Source organism: Sphingomonas sp. P3_C6, from assembly GCF_056402595.1.
The window spans coordinates 79,561-95,729 of sequence record NZ_JBFUHB010000003.1; the positions used below are offsets into that span (position 1 = coordinate 79,561).

Sequence of the window (16,169 nt, forward strand, 5' to 3'; positions counted from 1 at the left end):
CACATGCCCTGCGGAATAGGGGAAGCGGGGAAGGGTTTGAATCAAGGGCCGGCCTTACGAGCCCTCCATCCGTCACGCCCGCCTTCGACCCGGCCCGTCAAACGATCAGCCATTCCCTCGTGCCGCCATCCTGCCGGAACTGAACCGTCACCGGCGATCTGCCGTCGAGCACCAACTTGCCCGTCATCGGTTCGAGCACGATCGGCTGCTCGTCGTCGACGACCGCCACCGAGACGTAGAAATGAAGGACACCCGCCGGCTGGAACGTTACGTCCGTCCCGGACGCGGCTTCCAGCGTCTCCCATATCGGGGCGAGGTTCCTTCGGAAGCGAAACAGGGCCGGACCACCAGATCGATTGTCGATGTAGATCGATCCCCGCACTGGCTCTCCGACGGGTACCAGCTCGGGGGTGTTGTCCCCGTCCAGGCGGAACGACCACCTGGCCCCAAGGTCGCTCTCGGCGAGGACCGTCTGCGGTTGTGCGTCGGGCACCCGGCTGCGCGCGGCGATCTCGAAGGAGCCGGCGACCGCGGTATAATCGACGCCGCCGGGCGCCAGCGTGAAGCTCTGCCACGCATCCAGCGCGACGGCATCCGCATCTTCATGGTCATGGGCCTGCCACAGGATGAAGAACCGGCGCGTCTGCGGCGTCGAATTCTGGACGGTCAGCTGTATGCCTGCGGACATCCGGGAAATCCTCGTTCGAGTTGAAACCGATCGCCGCGCCGGTCACCGCCGCGCGTGTGGCAGTCAGGTGAAGCGCCATTCCAGTACATTGTCGTCCTGGCGGAACTGGGCAGTCACCCTGGCCGCCGCCGCGGGCACGGCGAACTCCCCGATCTGCGACGCAAGGACGATCGGCTGGCGCTCTTCGACGATCGGTACGGAAGCGTAGAAATAAAGCGTGGCGGCCGGCCCGCGCTCGATGACCTCGCCCGCTTCGACGCTGGTCGCGGGAAACAGCAGCGCGGCATTGTTATGGAAACCGATCATCGCGCCACCCGTCGATCGATTCGTGATCGTGACGAGGTCGGCGGTCGCGCTCCGGCCTGTCTCGGTCAAGGTCGGCGCTCTGTCGGCGTCGAGCCCGAAATCCCATGCCGATCCAGGCGCTGTGTCGGCCGATATCGTCTGGTGCTGCGCCTCGGGCATCCGGCTGCGCGCGATGATTTGAAACTGTCGCATCAGCGCCGTCCGGTCGGACGCGCCGGGGTCAAGGACGAAGCGCTGCCACGCGCCCAGGCCGATCGAATTCGCGGCGCTCGTATCGAGCTTGCGGCCCAGCACGAAGATCCCCCGCCGCTGGGGCGTCGCGTTCTGGACGGTCAGGTGGACGAGCGAAGCCATCGGCGCGATCTCCGTTCGCAGGACGCCGATCGCAGGGAAATCGGGCGATGGCATCCGCGACCCGGCGCATTCCGGACGGCGACCACGTCTGATCCTTGGCCCGCGATGTCCCGGGCTACAAGACGAGTTGGCACAACAATGACGGTAGAATGGCCGTTCCGCCGACGCTCCCTTACGCGGCGTTGAGCCCCGGCCTGGCGGGATCAAGCACGAAGCTGGCGATATCGCTGATCGCCGAATCTTCCTTCGTGCTGTCGGTCAGCCCGCGAAACACCACGCTGCCCCCGGCCGGCGTCAGGTCGACCCGGCCGTACCCGCGCACCTCATTCTCGGTGAAGCCGATGCCATTGGCCTTGGCGAGTCCTTTCAGGCTCGGGTCGTGCATCAGCGAGGTGATCGATCCGCCGACGAACTCCGCCGCGATTGGCGGGCCGTCGGGCCGGGCGGGGTCGCGGATATCGGCGGCGGCAAAGGCGTGGATGTCGCCGCCCAGTGCCATCGGGTTGCTCGTGCGCGCCTCCACCCAGCGGCGGAAGATCTTGTCGCGAGCGACAGGAAAGCCCGACCATGTGTCGGCCGGAACCTGCTGGCCGCGCTCGGGATGGGCCTCGTCGATCCGCATCTGCTGATGCATCAGCGTCTGCTGCGCCAGCACGTTCCACTGCGCCCGCGACGACCCCAGCCGCTCGTCGAGCCAGCGTTCCTGTACGGCGCCAAGCATCGTCCGGCGCGGGTCGGTCAGCTCCGGGCAGGCATCCACCAGGCTGCGATATTTCTTGTGCGCCTCGGCCAGGCCGGGCGGCTGGCAGGCTGGCAGGCCGCGATATTGCCGGTCGTCGAGGATCTGGAACTGCGCCAGGCGTCCCCAGTCGAGCGTCCGGTACAGCTGCATGTCCGGCCCGTGCGGCCGCGTGGCGGCGCGCAGCGGCTGGTGCTCGTAATAGGCCTGATAGGCGGCGGCGCGGCGCAGCAGCACGGAGGCCGGGTCGCTGTTATTCTCGTCGCGGGCATTGCCGTAATCGTTGACGACCTCATGATCGTCCCAGGTCAGCACCCAGGGTGCCGCATGATGCGCCGCCTGCAGCAACGGATCGAGCTTGTAGGTGGCGTACCGCACCCGGTATCCGGCCAAGTCGACCGGCTCGGCATTGCGGTGCAGCCGCACGGCTTCCTTCTGGCTCGGCGCGCCTTCGTAGATGTAATCGCCCAGGAACAGGATCAGGTCGGGATCGTCGGCGATCATGTGGCGATAGGCCGCGTAAAAACCCGCCTCATATTTCTGGCACGATCCGAAGCAGAGACGCAGCCGGTCGACCGCCGCGCCCGCCGCCGGTGCGGTGCGGGTGCGGCCCACCGCGCTCTTCTCGCCACCGGCGATGAAGCGGTAGAAATAATGCGCCGCCGGGCGCAGCCCGGTCACATCGACATGCACCGAATGCCCCCAGATCGGCTCGGCCCGCGCCGTACCCGACCGGACGATGCGCGCGAACGCCTCGTCCTCGGCGACTTCCCAGCGCACCGGCACGGCGACCGGTGGCATCCCGCCATCCCCCGCCATCGGTTCGGGCACGAGCCTGGTCCACAGCACAATCCCGTCAGGAGCCGGATCGCCCGAGGCGACACCAAGCGCAAACAGCCCCTGCGGCAGGCGCTGCGCACCCCGCGCCCCGACCGACAACAGAGCCGCCGACCCTGCCGCCCCGGCGATCAGGGTGCGGCGGGTCAGGGTGAGGCTGCTCGGCATGGTCTTGGTCATCCGCACCCTATCGAACCGGGATGTTGCGAAGCTGTGACAGTTTTCGGTCCGGACAAGGTCATCACCTTACCGTACCCCGGCGAAGGCCGGGGCCCAGTCGGGAAGGCCGATGTAACGACACGCCGCGCCCGCCAGAATCGTCCCCCAACTGGGCCCCGGCCTCCGCCGGGGAAGGGAAGAAGACCTACGCCAGCTGCACCGCCAAATCCCCTGCCACCCAAGGCCTCAACCGAACCATCGCCCGTTCGAACAGTGGCGACGAAACATACCCCGCCAGCCAGTCTCGCACCCGCGGCACCGGCTGCACATCGAACCATTCCCGATCGACCGACGCAAATTGCCGCACGAACGGAAAGATCGCGATATCGGCCATCGACCGCGCCGCACCGCACAGATTCCCGCCATCCGCCAGCCGATCCTCCAACGCTCCAAGCAACGTCACCCCGGCAAGGCGATGCTCGCCAGGATCGGTCCCATGGCGATCGGCATATTTATACCGGTCGAGATGATGCTTGAACCGGTCGTCAAACAGCGCGACCAGCGCCGGATCGTCCCCCGCCAGCCAGTCCTCCGGATCATCCTGCCCGAGCGCCCAGCGCATGATGTCGATGCTTTCGTCGATCACCCGCCCATCGGCCAGCACCAGCACCGGCACGGTCGCCTTGGGCGAGGCGGCGATCATCTCGGCCGGCTTGTCCCGCAGCACGATCTCGCGGATCTCGATCCGGGCCCGGCTCACCAGCAACGCCATGCGCGCCCGCATCGCATAGGGACAGCGCCGGAAACTGTAGAGTATGTCCACGCCCGTCACCGCTCATGCAGCCGGGCAAGCGCGATCCCCGCAAGATTCTGCGCCCGCTTGATATGGCGTATTCGCGGCGGGCGGGCCGCCGGGAAAAGGGCACGAAACGCCGCCAGATGCCGGATATTTCCGCCCCGGCATTTCGCAATCCCGTTGGCCTGGTTCACCACGGCGAGGGAGTCGCCAAGGAATTGCGGCTCCATCAGGCCAAGCTCCCGCGCAAGGCTCGCCGCCTGGATCAGGGCCAGCCACTCGGCCTCCATGCCAGTCCCCGGCCCGAGATCGCGCCGGATATGCGCCGTCCCGCCGATCACGACCGCGGTCTCCATGCCGCCGGGCCGACACCCGCCATCGAAGAAGATTTTCACGCGCGCTGACATGGCTCTGGCTTAGCCGCGATCGTACCGCGGGGAATAGCGCTGGCGAGGGTGTGGATTCAAAAGCTGGGATAACCGGCGTTGGTAGGAAGCTGCCGTTGCTCAGTCATCAAGCTCGACGCGGACGCACGCGCGGAAAATGCCGGTCTCGCCGTCCTCACGATGCCAAACCTCGACCACATCGTAGTAGCTGAAATATCCACCTACATCCTTGGAAATGGTCTCGCCAATGCGAGGTAAGAACGCGAACTCACCTTCAAAAAGGGGCTTGTTCTCGTCTTTCTCGAAAACTTCGACGTTCGGCATGACTGTCTCCTCATGCCAATTTGACCCAATCGCAAGGCGTCCGCAATTGGTCGCTTGCCGCCCGGCTGCTTTTCCTCCCGATGCCTGCCGGTCGGCCTTCAGGCGATTGCAGAACATCCGCCTTTTCCAGCCCCCACCCTAATAAGGCGCCCGCAACGCCGAAGGCACCTCCGTCGTGCCTGTCGGCACCACGGCGAAGCGGCGCACGACCACCCGGTCGCGGCCCTGTTGCTTGGCGGCGTACATCGCCTGGTCGGCCAGCCGGAAGAGCTGCTGGAAATCGCTCGTCGGCATGGCCTCGGCCACGCCGATGCTCGCCGTCACCCTGCGATCGCCGATCTCCGCGCCATGGTCGCATGCTGCGATCTCCTGGCGGACGCCATCGGCGAAACGGGCAAGCGCAACGCTCTCGACGCCCGCGACCATCAGCGCGAATTCCTCGCCGCCAAGCCGCGCCACCGTGCACATCGGGCCTTCCCGGCGTTCCAGCCGCTGCGCGATGCAGCGAAGCACCATGTCGCCGGCCTCATGCCCATGCGCGTCGTTGATCGATTTGAACCGGTCGATATCGATCAGCAGCAGCGCGGCCGATGCGCCTTCGGACCGCACCCGGTCGAGCAGCGGCTCGACCGTCTCGAGGAAACCGCGCCGGTTGAGCAGCCCGGTCAGCGGGTCGCGCCGCGCCAGCTGGTTCGCCTCGGCCTCGCCCGCGCGGGCATGGTCGCGCTCGACCCGCAGATGGGCGAGCCGCCGTGTCGCGACGATCGACAGCCACAATGTCTGCCAGGCCGCCGCCAGCAGCACGACGATCTTCGATCCGCCGCCCCAGAATGCCCCCTCGACATTGACGATCTGGATGAAGGCGAGCGTCGCCATCGGCAGCGCCCATGCCCCGGCGAAATCGCGCGCCTCGGCGCTGCCGCGCCGCCACGCCCAGGTCAGGCAGGCCGCGACGAGTACCAGATCGGCCAGGATGAGGATGCCGGTCACGCCCGCCAGCGTCTCGATCGCCGCGCTGCGCATGATGGCAAGCGGCACGCCGAGCAGCCCGACCGTGGCGCCAAGCGCCAGCATCGACCATTGGGCCCAGCGCGGCAGGGCGTTGCGATCGAGCGAGGTGACGACGCTCGCCGTCGCCAGCGTCACGGCCAGGCAGGCGAGAAAGGTGCAGACCTGCGACGAGATCGTCCCGGCCATGCCGGGCAGGACGAGCAGGTGCATCTCCGACCAGATCAGGCCCCAGAGCAGCATGCACCCCGCCCAGGCGCCCTGCCACACCAGGAACTGGCGGCGCACCGCAAAGGCGAGCGAGAGATTATAGAGCAGGCCGATCAGCAACAGGGTCAGCGCCGCACCGATCGCCGCGCCGAGCGTTGCCGATTGCAGGCCGCTGTCGCCGCGCGTCAGCAACCGCATGCGCAGCAGGTCGACACTGGCGACCTTGTCGAAGCGCATCGTCACCGCGACGAGGGGCGCGCTGCGCACCGGGGCCTCGAACGCGATCTGCCCACCGGCGCGCCAGTGCGACCCGTAGTCGCCGCTGCGCACCTGCTGCCATTGCTCGACGCCATCGGCATAGGAGAAGACCACGGCGAGCCGGTCGAAACGCGAATGATGGACCATCAGCACCAGGTCGTTGCGATCGACCGGCGCCGGCAAGCGCCTGAGATCGGCGCGGAGCCACAGGCTCGCCTGCTGATAGCCGGCAGGTGTTCCGGTGCAGGTGAACTGGAGCGAGGGAAGGGTGCGATCGCCCTGATCCAGCGCGGAGACCGCGTGGCAGAGCGACGTGTCGAGATGCAGCGGCTCGGCCCTGGCGGGGATCGACCAGCACGCGGCCGCAATGCCGGCCATGGCAAGCAGCAGCCAGGCCTTCATGACCCGGAATCGATCTCCCATCCCCATCATGGGCGGAGCTATGCACCGATTCCCGTATGAAAAGTCTTACTTCTTGGGAGATTTCGGGCCCCGATCATAAAAAAGGCCGCCCCTTTCGGGACGGCCTTTCCATTGTCAGCCGATCACGGCTCTATATCAGGCGCGCACAGCCCCCGCGCTGGAGGTCATGCCCACGAGATCCGCCGTGGCCGGCTTACGACAATGAGACATCAGACCACCTCCTTTCCGTTGTTGAACAGTGACTTGCATATGGGAAAGGGGGATGCGCGGATCAAGAACCCGCGTTGAGCACGCCCCCTCCGTTCGGGCTGAGCTTGTCGAAGCCCTGTTCTTCTCTTCCGACCGATGCAAAGAAGAACAGCCCTTCGACAGGCTCAGGGCGAACGGAAGTGGGGGCCTTTCCCATCCCGGACCCGCCACCCCCTACGGCAATGCGCCACGCGCTCCCGGCACATCTTCGCTCGCCATATGCCGCCATTCTCCCCGGTATGCGGCACCGCCAACCGCGCAGGCGGTCCCGGTCAGCGCGCAGACCATCGCGTGCCGCGCCGTGGTCGCCAAGTCCTCATGAAATCCTCGTCGGCCCGTAGCTGGAGCTGGATCATCCCGTGAATCGGCATATCTATATCCGTGGGCCGTCGTCATGCGTTGGACGCGGCGGGGCGGTGCATGTTGCGTGACAGGGCGGGGCGGCTGTGAAAGGATGCTGCGACCATGAAGCGCGAGGAGAGTCGCCGTGACGACCGGCAAAGCCCACGCGGTAACGCGACCATGATCGCCGCCCTCGCGGCCGGTGTCGCGGTGGTGGCCGGCGGGCTCGCCCTGTTCTCGCGTGTCGCCGCGCGCCGGATCGAGCGGGACGTGCCGCCCGACGGGCAGTTCGTCACCATCGACGGCGTCCGCCTTCATTATGCCGATCGCGGCCACGGCCCGGCGATCGTGATGATCCATGGGCTCGGCGGGCAGATGCGCAATTTCGGCTACGCGCTGGCCGACCGGCTCGTCGCCGACCACCGCGTCATCCTCATCGATCGGCCTGGCTCGGGCTATTCGGCCGCGGCGCCCTCCGCCGCCATCGCCGCCCAGGCAAAGCTCGTCGCCGGGCTCATCGAAACACTGGAACTGGAACGTCCGCTCGTCGTCGGCCATTCGCTCGGTGGCGCGGTCGCGTTAGCCCTGGCGCTCGACCATCCCGACAAGATTTCCGGCCTCGCGCTCATCTCCCCGCTCACCCAGCCGCAGGACAGTGTGCCGGCGGCGTTCCGCGGCATCGCCATCGGCTCGCCCGCCATCCGGCGCGCCGTCGCCCTGACCCTGGCCACGCCGGTCGGCCTGCTCTCCGGCACCAGGGGTGCGGTCGCGGTGTTCGCGCCCGAGCCGGTGCCGGCCGATTTCGCCACGCTGGGCGGCGGACAGCTCGTGCTTCGGCCGGGCAATTTCCACGCGGCCTCGACCGATCTCGCCGCCGCCCGCGCCGACATGGCGGCGCTCGCCGCGCGATATGGCGATCTGGCGGTACCGGTGGCGATCCTGTTCGGGCGGGGGGACCAGATCCTCGACCCGGCCATTCACGGCGCCCGCATTGCCACCGACGTGCCGCGTGTCGCGCTGACCCTGATCGACGGCGGCCACATGATCCCCGTCACGGCATCGGAGGCGGTCGCGCACTGGATCCGCGGGCGGATCGGCGCGACCTGAGATGGCGCCGCCATGGAGGATTCGTTAATCGGTCGCTGGTAGAAGCCCGGTCCATGAAGTTCGTGCTCGCCGCCATCCTCATGCTGGTCCTCGGGGACCTCGCCTTCCTTCACGGGAAGAATACCTCCATGGTTGCCAAGGCGACCATGCGGCTCTTCCACTCGACCGGAAGCGAGACGCGCTCCTCCGTCTTCGCGAAATAAGCGCCCGGACAAGCGGTCAGGCAAGTGGAGCGGTCCGGGCCTGATCGAACAGGCGTCCGAACACGCTCCGGCACCTACACGGCGCCAGCTCTTATCGCAGGCTCATTGCGGCGCCGCCGCCACCGCCTGGCCGAGCTGCTGGCCGACCAGCGTGATCTCGACACGGCGATTCTGCTGACGGCCCGATGCCGTCTTGTTGTCGGCGACCGGTTCCCTTTCGCCATGGCCGACCGCCTCGATCCGCGCGCCATCGACACCCATCGCGCCCAGCGCCGTGCGCACCGCGGCGGCACGCGCCTGGGATAGCTGCTGGTTCGATGCGTCCGAGCCTTCCGCATCGGTATGCCCGTCGATGCGGATCTTCACCGCCGTATTGGTCTGCAGATATTGCGCCAGCGGGCGAAGCCTTGCTTCGGCGCCCGGCTTCAGGTCGGCCTTGCCGGTCTCGAACACCACATCCTGCAGCACCAGCGTCGCGCCGAGCGCCGTCTGCTTGAGCTGAAGATCGGCAAGCTGCTTGCGCGCCGCTTCCGCATCGGCCTGTGCCTTGGCGGCATCGGCCTGGGCGACGGCCGCGTCCTGCTGCGCGCGTGCCGCATCGGCCCGGGCCTGCTCCGCCTGGGCCTGGCTGTCTGCGAGCCGCTGCTGGTTGGCGACCGCTGCATTGGCCGCACGGTCCTTGGCGATCGCAGTCTGCGCATTGGCGCGCGCGGCGGCGATCAGCGTGTCGATCCGCAGGATCGAGGCGCGAGCGCGATCCGCCTTGTTATGGTCGAGATCGTCGGCAAGCGTGGGCAAGGTCGAGGCCGCTTCGTCGAGCTGCGCCGCGCCGTAACGGCCGACCAGCGGATCGGCACGCGCCGCCTGGATCTTGGCGCGATACTGGTCGACGACCACCTGGTCGGTCTTGTCGGCAAAGGCCGGGGTGGCCGCGGCCATCCCGGCGCTGGCCATCAATGTCATCATCACGATACGCATGTTTCTCTCCTGAATCCTGGGGACGGCCATCTTTCCGGCCATGGTTTTATTGCGGGACGGCCGGCGCGGGCGGAGCCAGTGCCGTCTCCTGCGCATGCGCCTCGTCCTGTGCCGCCTGCTTCTGCTGAGTCGCGGCGGCCAGTTCGGCGAGCGAGCTCGCCTCGGTCGCGGCGGCGATCGTCTTGTCTTCCTTGCTCATGCTCCATTGCAGCCGTGCCTCGGCCAGCGCTGCACTGGCGCGCGCCTGGATCTCGGCCGCCTGGCCATCCATCGGCACCTTGTCGTTCATGCTGACCTTGGCATCGGCGGCGGCGAGCGAGGTCCGGGCGGTATCGCGCTTGCTGGCCAGCGCCGGCGATGCCGACAGCATGGCAGCCACGGCAAATGCCGCGCCGATGATCTTCGCGTTCATGGCAACAACTCCGTCTGTCGCCCCCGCGCTTCCGACCCCCTAAATAGCCGAGAGGGGTGGATTGTTCCGGATGCGGGTCGAACGGACTTGACAGACGGCGCGGGCAATTCGTGCTCGGTTATCGCAAGCCTCTGGAAAGAAAGGGAGATGCCGAAAGGAAAAGAGCGTGCGGGGGCACTCCGGCTCATCCCACCACCTTAGATGGAGGCGCTTGCATCTCGGACGGCATGGATAGGTATAAATTTCGGAGGTAGTTTGAATTCCGTAATTCTGCGGGGGAGGGCGAGGGGGACACTCGTCCCGAACCTCACTCCCCCTCATCCTTCCGTCGCTTCGCTCATCCCTCCTTTTCCCCAGGGAGAGAAGGAGAGGGCGAAGAAGGAATCCGCCACCCCATCGCTAAACACTTGCCCACCCGCGCTCCGATCAGCCAAAGGGCAGGGACATGACGTTTCAGGTAGATATGGGGACGGACGGCACGGGCAAATCGGTCCATGTCGATCTGGAGGAGCTGCTCGCCACGCGTCTGCTCGTCCAGGGCAATTCCGGCTCGGGCAAATCCTATCTGCTCCGCCGCCTGATGGAACGCAGCGCCGGCCAGGTGCAGCAGATCGTGATCGATCCGGAAGGCGATTTCGTCACCCTCGCGCCCTATGGCCATGTCGCGATCGAGGCGGTGGATTATGCGGTCGGCGAGATCGCCCGCTTCGCCGCGCGCTGCCGCGAGCATCGCACGTCCGTGGTGCTCAGTCTGGAGGGGCTGGAGATGGAGGGGCAGATGCGCTGCGCCGCCGCCTTCCTCAACGGCCTGTTCGATGCCCCGCGCGAACATTGGTACCCGGCGCTGGTCGTCGTCGACGAAGCGCAGATCTTCGCCCCCGCCGCCGGTGCCGAAGTCAGCGAGGAAATCCGCCGGGCCTCGCTTTCCGCGATGGCGAACCTCATGTCGCGCGGGCGCAAGCGCGGCCTTGCCGGCATCATCGCGACCCAGCGCCTCGCCAAGCTCAGCAAGAATGTCGCGGCCGAGGCGAGCAATTTCCTGATGGGCCGCACCTTTCTCGACATCGACATGGCGCGCGCGGCCGACCTGCTCGGCATGGAGCGCCGCCAGGCGGAATCGATCCGCGATCTCCAGCGCGGTACCTTTCTCGGCCTCGGCCCGGCCATTTCGCGGCGGCCGGTGATGGTGAAGATCGGCGCGGTCGAAACCAGTGCGCGCAGCTCCAGCCCGGTGCTCACCCCGCTGCCCCAGGCGCCGTCCGACGACATGATGACCTTCCTGCGCGAAGGCATAGAGGAGCCGCCCAGCACCCTGTTCCCGCTGCTGCCCCCCGGCGTCTCGCCCGCGCCGCGCACCCCGCCGGCGGCGCAGCTGTTGCAGGATCTCGCCGCCACCCCACCGCGCGAGCATGACAGCGCACCCGAACATTCCCCGGAGGAGCTGGAGGACGTCATCGTCCAGGTGCTCCGCGCGATCATGGACGATCCCGAGGCGGCGCTGCGCTCCACCGCCGTGTTGTTCCAGGATTTCCAGGTCCGCTGCCGCATGGCCGGCGTCAAGCGCAGCCCGCTCGATCCGTCCGCCTTCGCCCGCCGTCTCGCCGCCGCCCGCGCCGGCATCTTCGACCGGCTCGACGAGGAATGGCAGCAGGCGCTGGAGCAGGCGAGCGACCTGCCCGACGACATGCTCGGCGCCTTCCTGCTCGTCGCCCGCGCCGCCCGCGAAGGCGAGCCCTGCCCGAGTGACGAGGACGTCGCCCGCACCTATGGCACCAGCTCGCTCGGTCGCGCACGCCGCGTGATGAGCTATATCGAGGGTCGCAACATCTTCGTGACGCGGGTGGACCTGTCCGGCAAACGATCGATCACCATTCCAGGGCTCGGCTGGACGACCGCCGCGACGGAGACCAGCGGAGCCTGACGCCCGGTCAGAACGGGAAACCGTTGAACGCGTCCAATGCCCCGGTTCCGGTCAGCCGCTTGCACAAGGTCTCGATCGGCCACAGCGCCAGGGCGATCCCGACACCTGACAGCAGGAACCCGATCAGGAACGGGGCAGCCGCCGGGTTTTCCCAGCTCGATCCGGCGATATCGATGCTCGCGGTCATGACGCCGATGAAGATGAGCAGGACCAGGACAAGCTCGACGATCAGGAAAAGCACCAGGAGAAGGTTTTTCACGAAGCCGCGGGGTGGTGATCGGTGACGCATGCGCTCAGCCTCACGCCACTGCACCGCCCGCTGGCGTTGTACCTGGGTCAAGGCGCGCTCGAACCGCCATTTCATGATGGCGACAGTTGAGCCGGCGACAATCGCGACAATAGAGAAGACGACGGCCGAACTCGGCGTCGCTGAAGTCTGGGTCGAGGCGGCCACCATAAACACGACGACCGTGAGAAGGATCGCTCCGTAACTGGGCCAGCGCGTCACATCGACGTCTCCGGCCGGGCCGACCGGGGGGCGATTGACCAGAGCGCGTGCCGGCGCGCGCGTGGCCCAGACATGGGATCGATACAGGACCAGGCCGATGGCCGACACGATGATCGCCCCGATCCCGACGCGAATCCAGGCGGCGCCCTCCGGGTCGAAACGTGCCGCGAGCAGCATCGCCGCCAGGATGCCGAGCGCCATCGCGGCGAGGTGCAGCAGCAGGGAGTGCCGGCCGGCGCGAACGAACGTGTCGCGCTCGGCGATCGTTACCGGGATCGGCGCTCCCCACCCGTCCCGGCGATAATGATAATCCTTTCCGGTCCAGTCGAATTGTGGGGCGACCCCGGCAAAGCGGTCGATCGGCCCGATGCTGGCCGGGCGAAGCGGTGCGGTGCGCGTCATGGCTTAACCTCTCTAGCTGTCGGGGGTAGCGCCCCGTTCCAACAATGCCGCCGCGATGCTCTCCCGCACGCGGGCGAGCGCGATGGCCTCCACATCCGTCTGTCCCATCGCCGCCCAGGATCCGGTGATCGCGAGGCTGCAATGGCCGTGAACCGTGGCGACGAGCGATCGCGCCAGCGTGCCGATCGCTTCGTCGGGCGCGCGGCCCAGCGCGGCGGCGACCTCGGCCACGACGATTCGCATCAGCCGGCCGCGCGTCTCGTGCTGCGCGGGGGTGATCGTCTCGGCGGCGGGCCGGTGGTCGTAGATCGCGGCCCAGCGGCGGGGATTGTCGCGGGCGAAGCGGAAATAAGCCTCGACCAGCGCGGCGATCCGGTCGTCCTGCGCGCGCGCCTCGGCCAGGCTGGCCTCGAGCGCATCGGCCCATTCACCGAAGGTCCGTGTGCTGATCGCGGTGACCAGCCCATCGACATTGCCGAACACGTTGTGGATCGTGCCGATCGAATAGCCGACGCGCTTCGCCACTTCGCGCGCGGAGAAATCGGCATAGCCGACCTCCGCCATCAGCGTCTCCCCGGCGCCGAGGATCAGTTCGTACAATTCTTCCCGGCTGTGATCGAATCGTCGGCCCAAGGTCGGTTTCCCCTTTGTCGGTGGGCGGCAACGTCCGCCGGCGCATAGCCGGCGGACGTCCCGCAAGGTGATGGTGGATCAGCCGGTCCGCCGGAACAACTGGCCACGACGCGGCGTGGCGTCGCTCGACGGGCTCAGCGCCTGCAACTGGGTGACGATCCCGCCGCCCGCGCGCGTCATGGTGAACAGGGGGGCGCCGATGGCATAGCCGCCGCCACCCAGATTGTCGGGGCCGAACTTGTAGAATTTGATGATCACTGAATTGCCCTGCGGCGTCGCGGTGCACTGCATCTGCCGGTTGGTCTGATATCCCTCGCCGCGCAGCAGACAACTGGTCGATCCATTGCCCGGCCCGAGTGCCAGCGTATAGGTGACGAAGGTGGCAACGCTGTCCGTCGGCGACGATCCGCCGACCCGGCCGAGCGGCTCTTCCCAGACATAGCCGCCATACCATTCGGGCAGCGGTTTGGCCGCCGCGGGGGTGATCGGGGCCAGGGCGGCCAGGGCCAGGCCCAGCGCGACGGTGCTCTTGATTCTGTTCAACATGATTAGTCTCCCGTTTTCAGCAAGCGTATAACGTTCGAACCGCGTCCGGGGCTCAGTAGCTATGGAACGGCATGCGGCCGGTGAGCGGCGTCACCGCAAAATCGGTGCCGCCGCGCGGCGACGGCCACATCGCGATCTGGAAGCGCTGCTTGGCGGCGCAGGCATTGACCGTCCACTCTTCGAAATGGCCGCCACGAGCGACCGCCGGCATGGTCGGCGCGACCGGGGCGTAGCTGCGCGGCATCACCTGCATATGCGCCGAAAAGACGAAGGAGCAGCCGCCGGTTGCCTTGGAATAGGCCGAGATCTGGCGGAGCACGGTGACCGCGAGTTGCGGGCTGGTGAGCGTGCGCCCGGTGGTCTTGATCGGATAGGCGGCGGCCGGTTGGCTGGCCATCGCGGTCATGGCGGCAATCGCGCCGAGGATGATGCTGGGCTTCATGGTCGTTCTCCTTTTCGGGCCGCCGACGGGGCGGCCTTTCGCGGCGTCCTGTGCCACGCCCCTCAATTAAGCAGTGATCAATTAACGTCAAATGAACAATGATCAATTATACTTCGGCCCGTCGTTGAGAACGGGCGCTACGTCGCAAGGGATGCTCCGCAGGGGGTTTTGAGAGGCTCATCGTTGGCTTTCGGGAACGATCTGCGCCGGCCGCGCGTCGTGACAGCGATAACCACGACACTGCGAGGAGAGCGACGATGGCCTTTTGCAGCCAATGCGGTTCCCAGCTTCCCGAAGGGGCGCGCTTTTGCGCCAAATGCGGCGCATCCACGGAAGACGCGTCCGCCACACCCCCGCCCGCCGCCGGCTATGCCCGGCCCGAGCCGCTCGCGCCGACGGTCGCGCCGGCGAACGGCGGCGCGCGGCTGATCCTGCCGATCGTGATTGTCCTCGCGGTGCTGGTGATCGGTTATCTTTTATGGAGTCAGCGAGAGGGCACGCGCCCGATCGCGGGCAATGAACAGCAACAGGCCGCCGCGTCAGGCGCCGGCTCGGATAGCGCGTCCGATCGCGGTCAAGAAGCGGGGGACGGCGCGATGGCCGATCGGCCGGCTCAACCGGAGCGCGTGGTCGACGCCGCTCGGCGCGATGCCGACCGCCTGACCACGCCGCCGCCCTTCACCCCGACCTTCACCACCGCGTCAGCACTGGATTCCGCCTTTTTCAGCGATCCGCGCGGCGCTGCGCAGCGTTATGACGGTCCGGTCCGGGTGTCGGGCATCATCGCGACGATGGTCACGCCCGGACCGACCCCGGCGCTGTCGCTCGAGGGACGGTCGCGCTTCAACCACATGATCGTCAACTTCCCGCGCGGCTATCGCGAGCGCCTTGCTCCATTGGCGAAAGGCATGACGATCACGGTTTCGTGCGGCAGCGTACAGGCACTGGGCGGTACCACGATCCTCAACGATTGCAGCCTGGACTCCTGACATCGGCGTCCGCTCCTGGGGAGGGGGCGGGGAACCGTGAACGACGCACCCGCGCCGGCCCGGCATGACGCCGTTGTCATGTCGCCGTCACTGTCGGGGCGGTCATGCCCGCCTAACCTCCGTCGCAGCCGACCAGATCGGCAGGAGGAATGCCATGATCCGCACGTCACTGTTCACCATCGCCTCGCTGGCCCTGCTCTCCAGCACACCCGCGCTCGCCGCGCCGTGTAAGGACGCCAAGGGCAAGTTCGTCAAATGCCCCGCAGCCGCCGCACCGGCCGGCGGTGTAACGAAGGACGCGAAGGGCAAATGCCACATCGCCTCGGGCCCGAAAAAGGGCCAGTTCACCAAGTGCTGAGGCTGACCCGGCGCAATAGGTTTTGATGTCCCGTCATGCCGGACTTGTTCCGGCATCCATCGGCCCGCGGGCGCAACGCCTGTTGAGGGGCGTAACGGAAAAAGTCCGGGATGTCTGCTATTGGCCAGGCTCCCCGGCAGGCGGGATGTCATCGACGATCAATGTGGGTACCCGCCGCGCGACGGCGAGGCCCGCTGCGATCGCGGCGGGTACGTCGTTGGTGTTGTCCAGGACACGCTCAAAGGCGTGGTCGATCGCCTTGGCGTCGGCCGCGCTGCACACGCGCATCTGGGGTGATCGGGCGATATCAACCGAATACCATTTCCCGATGCAGGGGCCCTTGTCGTTCAGGCATTGAAAAACGGGCGAGGTCGGCACGAGCGCATTCTTCGAAGCCCCTAATGGGGTCAGCGCGCTAATCTTGGCATCGAACGCGCGCCAGCACTGGGCGCGGGCCGGGCCATGCGTGCGTGCCTCGCAAGCGCAGGACGCCTGCGCATCGCGCTCCAGCGCCTGATATCGCTCTTCATCCGTCGGCGCAGGTGCCCGGCAGGATGCGAGAAAGATTGCCATGATCAGGATTGTGGAGCG

General features: G+C 67.2%; 19 protein-coding genes. 5 read left to right on the plus strand and 14 right to left on the minus strand.

Going from position 1 to position 16,169, the window contains the following annotated elements; translation table 11 throughout:
* Positions 1–97: 97 nt before the first annotated feature.
* From AC1DT7_RS05285 to AC1DT7_RS05315, 7 genes are all read right to left on the minus strand, one after another.
* Complete coding sequence (locus AC1DT7_RS05285) at positions 98–688, minus strand: hypothetical protein (RefSeq protein ID WP_478034738.1); 591 nt, start codon at positions 686–688, stop codon at positions 98–100.
* Positions 689–751: 63 nt separating this feature from the next.
* Positions 752–1,348, minus strand: coding sequence for a hypothetical protein (locus tag AC1DT7_RS05290; protein ID WP_478034739.1), 597 nt, complete (start codon positions 1,346–1,348; stop codon positions 752–754).
* A gap of 172 nt (positions 1,349–1,520) precedes the next feature.
* A complete protein-coding gene (locus AC1DT7_RS05295) occupies positions 1,521–3,104 on the minus strand; it encodes an alkaline phosphatase D family protein (RefSeq protein ID WP_478034741.1) in 1,584 nt (527 codons plus the stop codon).
* A 184-nt stretch (positions 3,105–3,288) separates the two neighbouring features.
* Positions 3,289–3,915 (minus strand): glutathione S-transferase, encoded by a 627-nt coding sequence (locus tag AC1DT7_RS05300; protein WP_478034742.1) that lies wholly within the window; start codon positions 3,913–3,915, stop codon positions 3,289–3,291.
* Positions 3,912–4,235: a reverse transcriptase-like protein gene (locus tag AC1DT7_RS05305; protein ID WP_478034743.1), complete on the minus strand. Its 324-nt coding sequence runs from the start codon at positions 4,233–4,235 to the stop codon at positions 3,912–3,914. Before AC1DT7_RS05305 ends, AC1DT7_RS05300 begins: the two co-directional genes overlap by 4 nt.
* Positions 4,236–4,385: 150 nt before the next feature.
* Positions 4,386–4,706, minus strand: a complete 321-nt coding sequence (locus tag AC1DT7_RS05310; RefSeq protein ID WP_478034744.1) for a hypothetical protein — start codon at positions 4,704–4,706, stop codon at positions 4,386–4,388.
* 21 nt (positions 4,707–4,727) lie between these two features.
* Positions 4,728–6,467, minus strand: coding sequence for a GGDEF domain-containing protein (locus AC1DT7_RS05315; RefSeq protein ID WP_478034745.1), 1,740 nt, complete (start codon positions 6,465–6,467; stop codon positions 4,728–4,730).
* 735 nt (positions 6,468–7,202) lie between these two features.
* On the opposite strand from AC1DT7_RS05315, the gene AC1DT7_RS05320 reads away from it, so the two are divergent.
* Complete coding sequence (locus tag AC1DT7_RS05320) at positions 7,203–8,186, plus strand: alpha/beta fold hydrolase (RefSeq protein ID WP_478034747.1); 984 nt, start codon at positions 7,203–7,205, stop codon at positions 8,184–8,186.
* A 53-nt stretch (positions 8,187–8,239) separates the two neighbouring features.
* Entirely contained in the window at positions 8,240–8,389 is a 150-nt protein-coding gene (locus AC1DT7_RS05325) for a hypothetical protein (RefSeq protein ID WP_478034748.1), read from the plus strand.
* A gap of 102 nt (positions 8,390–8,491) precedes the next feature.
* On the opposite strand, the gene AC1DT7_RS05330 is transcribed toward AC1DT7_RS05325, so the two are convergent.
* Entirely contained in the window at positions 8,492–9,367 is an 876-nt protein-coding gene (locus AC1DT7_RS05330) for an OmpA family protein (protein WP_478034749.1), read from the minus strand.
* A 46-nt stretch (positions 9,368–9,413) separates the two neighbouring features.
* Entirely contained in the window at positions 9,414–9,779 is a 366-nt protein-coding gene (locus AC1DT7_RS05335) for a hypothetical protein (protein WP_478034750.1), read from the minus strand.
* 445 nt (positions 9,780–10,224) lie between these two features.
* On the opposite strand from AC1DT7_RS05335, the gene AC1DT7_RS05340 reads away from it, so the two are divergent.
* Positions 10,225–11,700 carry an ATP-binding protein gene (locus tag AC1DT7_RS05340; protein ID WP_478034751.1) on the plus strand — a complete coding sequence of 492 codons (1,476 nt, stop codon included), beginning with the start codon at positions 10,225–10,227 and terminating at the stop codon, positions 11,698–11,700.
* A 7-nt stretch (positions 11,701–11,707) separates the two neighbouring features.
* Here the strand turns inward: AC1DT7_RS05340 and AC1DT7_RS05345 are convergent, their stop codons facing one another.
* The 4 genes from AC1DT7_RS05345 to AC1DT7_RS05360 all read right to left on the minus strand — a co-directional run bounded on the left by AC1DT7_RS05345 (position 11,708) and on the right by AC1DT7_RS05360 (position 14,231).
* Positions 11,708–12,610 (minus strand): hypothetical protein, encoded by a 903-nt coding sequence (locus tag AC1DT7_RS05345; RefSeq protein WP_478034753.1) that lies wholly within the window; start codon positions 12,608–12,610, stop codon positions 11,708–11,710.
* A 12-nt stretch (positions 12,611–12,622) separates the two neighbouring features.
* Positions 12,623–13,243 (minus strand): TetR/AcrR family transcriptional regulator, encoded by a 621-nt coding sequence (locus AC1DT7_RS05350; RefSeq protein ID WP_478034755.1) that lies wholly within the window; start codon positions 13,241–13,243, stop codon positions 12,623–12,625.
* A 78-nt stretch (positions 13,244–13,321) separates the two neighbouring features.
* Positions 13,322–13,789: a DUF5991 domain-containing protein gene (locus tag AC1DT7_RS05355; RefSeq protein ID WP_478034756.1), complete on the minus strand. Its 468-nt coding sequence runs from the start codon at positions 13,787–13,789 to the stop codon at positions 13,322–13,324.
* Between the two features lie 52 nt (positions 13,790–13,841).
* Complete coding sequence (locus AC1DT7_RS05360) at positions 13,842–14,231, minus strand: hypothetical protein (protein WP_478034757.1); 390 nt, start codon at positions 14,229–14,231, stop codon at positions 13,842–13,844.
* A gap of 257 nt (positions 14,232–14,488) precedes the next feature.
* Between AC1DT7_RS05360 and AC1DT7_RS05365 the strand changes: the two genes are divergently transcribed.
* Positions 14,489–15,220: a zinc-ribbon domain-containing protein gene (locus tag AC1DT7_RS05365; protein ID WP_478034758.1), complete on the plus strand. Its 732-nt coding sequence runs from the start codon at positions 14,489–14,491 to the stop codon at positions 15,218–15,220.
* 154 nt (positions 15,221–15,374) lie between these two features.
* Positions 15,375–15,578, plus strand: a complete 204-nt coding sequence (locus AC1DT7_RS05370; RefSeq protein ID WP_478034759.1) for a hypothetical protein — start codon at positions 15,375–15,377, stop codon at positions 15,576–15,578.
* Between the two features lie 117 nt (positions 15,579–15,695).
* Here the strand turns inward: AC1DT7_RS05370 and AC1DT7_RS05375 are convergent, their stop codons facing one another.
* A complete protein-coding gene (locus tag AC1DT7_RS05375; protein ID WP_478034760.1) occupies positions 15,696–16,151 on the minus strand; it encodes a hypothetical protein in 456 nt (151 codons plus the stop codon).
* Positions 16,152–16,169: the final 18 nt, after the last annotated feature.